We start from the raw sequence: 3,100 nt of genomic DNA, 5'->3' as shown, positions 1-3,100 counted from the left end.
TGCTCGTCGGGATGGGCCTGACCTTCGACCGGGTGCCGACCTGGATCGCGTTCATCCTCCCGGCGCTGTTCATCTTCTGTCACTCGGCCGGCCCGCCCGCGCCCGCCAGAGCCGTTGCCGCGCCCGCCGGTAGCCACCCGCGCGCCCGACCCGAAGCCACCGTTGCGACGCGCCGCCCCCGTGCTCCGGCGAGCCGACTGCCCGTGGTTCGAAATGCCGACCGATCGGGCGTCCGAACTCATCGCCGGATCTCGCTCTCGCTCTGTGCGCCCCGCGCGTCAGGTCGTTCCGGTCAGACGGGCCCGGGTACGCGCCGGTGCCGTCGGCGGCAGCGAATCGATGACGTCGGCGAGCGTGACCCCGGCGAGACTGCTGCGCCATGCCTCGTACGCCTCGGCCATCTTCGCCGCCAGGATGCAGGTCTCCCGGCAGTCGTCGGCCGGCAGCGCGCCGCGTCCCTGTTGCCGGATCTCGCGGCACTCGTACGGCGAGGACGTGCCGTCGACGGCCTCGACGACCTGTAGAAGGGTGATGTGGGAGGTGGGCCGAGCGAGCCGGAATCCGCCCCTGGGACCGGTGGTCGCCGCCAGCACGCCGGCCCGGACCAGGGCCTTCAACTGCTTGGCCAGATAGGGCGCCGGAAGGTCGTAGTACTCGGCGAGCTGGGTCGTCGACGCACTGGCCCCCGGGGCGAGTTGGCCGAGCGACGCGGCGCAGTGCAAGACCCATTCGGTGCTCCCGGGCAGCTTCATGAGCCCCAGTCTATCGTAGAGATTGTGGACCTATTTAGTCCGTGATAGCATCTGCGGCGCAGCCAGAGAAAGAGAGATCATCATGCGGATCGCAATCGCCGGCGCGACCGGAAACATCGGCGCGCTCACCGCCACCGCCCTTGAGCGAAACGGCCACGACGTGGTGCGGATCAGCCGCTCGCTCGGCGTGGACCTGGTCACCGGCGACGGACTCGACGAGGCCCTGACCGGCGTCGACGCCGTGGTCGACGCGACGAACGGCCCGGCGACCGATCGGGCGGAGACGGTGGCGTACTTCGGCACCACCACGCGGAACCTGCTGGCCGCCGAGGAGCGGGCCGGGGTCCGACACCACGTGCTGCTGTCGATCGTCGGGATCGACCGGGTCGAGGGCAACGCGCACTACGCCGGCAAGCGGGAGCAGGAGCGCCTGATCGCCGAGGGCGCGGTGCCGTGGACGATCGTCCCGGCCACGCAGTTCCACGACTTCGCCGCGATGGTGGCGAGTTGGACCGAACAGGACGGCGTGGCCCCGATCGCGCCGCTGCTGGTTCAGCCGATCGCGCCCGCGGATGTGGCCGACGTGCTCGCCGAGATCGCGACCGGCGAGCCGCAGGGCCGCCACGCCGACGTCGCCGGGCCCGAGACCCAGGACCTGGTCGACATGGCCCGGCGCACGAACGAGGCGCGCGGCCACACGGTGAAGCTGGTGCCGACGTGGTCGTCGCTGTTCGGCCCGACGATGGCCGGCGACGTCATGCTGCCGGCCGAGGGCGCGCGCATCGCCCCGACGACCTTCGACCAGTGGCTCGCGGAGCAGCGATAGAAGTCGCCGGGAAGTCGCCCCCATCGCCGGGGAGTCGGCGCACCGAGCAGGACCCGGCCCGTCCCGGCCGCGCTACATCGCCGCGGCGGTCACGCTGCGAGCACGCGACGAGCACGGACCGCGGATCCGGTTCCAACTGCTCAAGCAGCCCGAGCTCGACTCGGTTCCGCCACCCCCTCGTCCTACGCGGCTCCCGCGCGCGGAGAGGGCACCGCGACTGATGCGACTGTCCGGCCGACCGGACACCCCCGGCATCCCCGACACCCATCACAGTGGGCCGCCGTCGCCGGACCGCCGGGGCCGGGCGCCGGGTGCGCGGTTCGCACGTGTCGCCGATGTCGACCGTGGCGAACGGGAGGGAGCGGGTGGGTGCCTTCTCGACGTAATGACGTCGAGGCATGGACGGTCGGCCGTTCCGTCCGGTGAGATGGGTTCCGCTCTTCGTCCTCCCTCGCTCGACCCGCAACCCGGGTCGACGGTGGGGGAGTTCGACGGGCCGAGTTCGGCTGCTCACCCCTGCTCCCGGCGTCCCGTACGGGGATGCCCGGCATCCTGGAGGTATGCGATGCGTCGGCTGACCACAATCCTTGCCACCACCGCGATGGCGGTCGCCGCCGGAGTCGGCGCGACCGCGCCGGCCCAGGCCGCTCCCGCGGACAAGCCCCAAGTGTTGTCCGGTTGGACCCAGACGAGCGCCAACAGCTACAACGCCTGGTACTCGGCGCGGCAGGACCAGGGCGCGTGGTCGGCCTACGGCTTCGACTGGTCCACCGACTACTGCTCCAGCTCTCCCGACAACCCGTTCGGCTTCCCGTTCCAGGTCTCCTGTGCCCGGCACGACTTCGGATACCGCAACTACAAGGCGGCGGGCACGTTCCCGGCCAACAAGGCGCGGGTGGACAGCGCCCTGTACGAGGACCTCAAGCGGGTGTGTTCCCAGTACGGCGGGGCGACCCGCACCACGTGCAACGGCACGGCCTGGACGTACTACCAGGCGGTCAAGCTCCTCGGCTGACGACCGCGGTCCACCTGAGCGCCGGCGCGACCCGGAGCCGAGTGCGCCCGGCGGCGACGGTACGGCGGGACCCGACCGGCGTTGTCGCGGTCGGGTCCCGACGTATCCACACCTTCGGGGGCGCCACTGTCATCCGATCGGGTGGAACGCCCGCCGATGCCCCGAGCGAACCATGCCCCCGAACTATCAAGGAGGCATGAACGACGAGCCGAATTCGACGCTGACGCGCCCGACCGGGCCGGGTGCGGGATCGTACGGGTGCGCCCCTGGGGCGCGGCGGCCACCGGCGGACTGCCCGGCCGGGGCTGGGTGGTGTTCTTCGGGAGCCTGGACGTCGTCGCAGGCATTGTGCTGATCGCCGCCCCGGTAACGAGCACCAAGGTGCTGGCCGTGCTGGCCGGCATCGTGCTGATCGTGCTGGGCCTGATCGGGGCCGTGGCGGCGCTCGGCGTGGGCCGAGGCGCGACCCGCACGGACGCGACCTGGCAGGCGGGTTCGGCGTCGCGG

4 protein-coding genes are annotated in these 3,100 nt (G+C 71.7%); 3 read left to right on the top strand and 1 reads right to left on the bottom strand.

What is annotated here, in order from left to right:
* Positions 1 to 278: 278 nt before the first annotated feature.
* Positions 279 to 752, bottom strand: a complete 474-nt coding sequence (locus ABZS54_RS42605) for an Rrf2 family transcriptional regulator (RefSeq protein ID WP_355548744.1) — start codon at positions 750 to 752, stop codon at positions 279 to 281.
* Positions 753 to 834: 82 nt separating this feature from the next.
* Here ABZS54_RS42605 and ABZS54_RS42600 point away from each other — a divergent pair, with 82 nt between their 5' ends.
* The 3 genes from ABZS54_RS42600 to ABZS54_RS42590 all read left to right on the top strand — a co-directional run.
* On the top strand, positions 835 to 1,578 hold the full coding sequence (locus ABZS54_RS42600; protein ID WP_355548741.1) for an NAD(P)H-binding protein: 744 nt from the start codon (positions 835 to 837) through the stop codon (positions 1,576 to 1,578).
* 565 nt (positions 1,579 to 2,143) lie between these two features.
* Positions 2,144 to 2,593 (top strand): phospholipase, encoded by a 450-nt coding sequence (locus ABZS54_RS42595; protein WP_355548738.1) that lies wholly within the window; start codon positions 2,144 to 2,146, stop codon positions 2,591 to 2,593.
* Positions 2,594 to 2,851: 258 nt separating this feature from the next.
* The coding region (locus tag ABZS54_RS42590) for a DUF308 domain-containing protein (RefSeq protein ID WP_355548735.1) at positions 2,852 to 3,100 on the top strand (249 nt) is incomplete at its 3' end.

The organism is Embleya sp. NPDC005575 (genome assembly GCF_040605455.1).
Classification (GTDB): domain Bacteria; phylum Actinomycetota; class Actinomycetes; order Streptomycetales; family Streptomycetaceae; genus Embleya.
This window is presented reverse-complemented; position numbering and strand designations above follow the sequence as displayed.

Coding starts and splice junctions, on each gene's coding strand:
- ABZS54_RS42600 (WP_355548741.1), top strand. CDS start 835: ATGCGGATCGCAATCGCCGGCGCGACCGGAAACATCGGCGCGCTCACC.
- ABZS54_RS42595 (WP_355548738.1), top strand. CDS start 2,144: ATGCGTCGGCTGACCACAATCCTTGCCACCACCGCGATGGCGGTCGCC.
- ABZS54_RS42605 (WP_355548744.1), bottom strand. CDS start 752: ATGAAGCTGCCCGGGAGCACCGAATGGGTCTTGCACTGCGCCGCGTCG.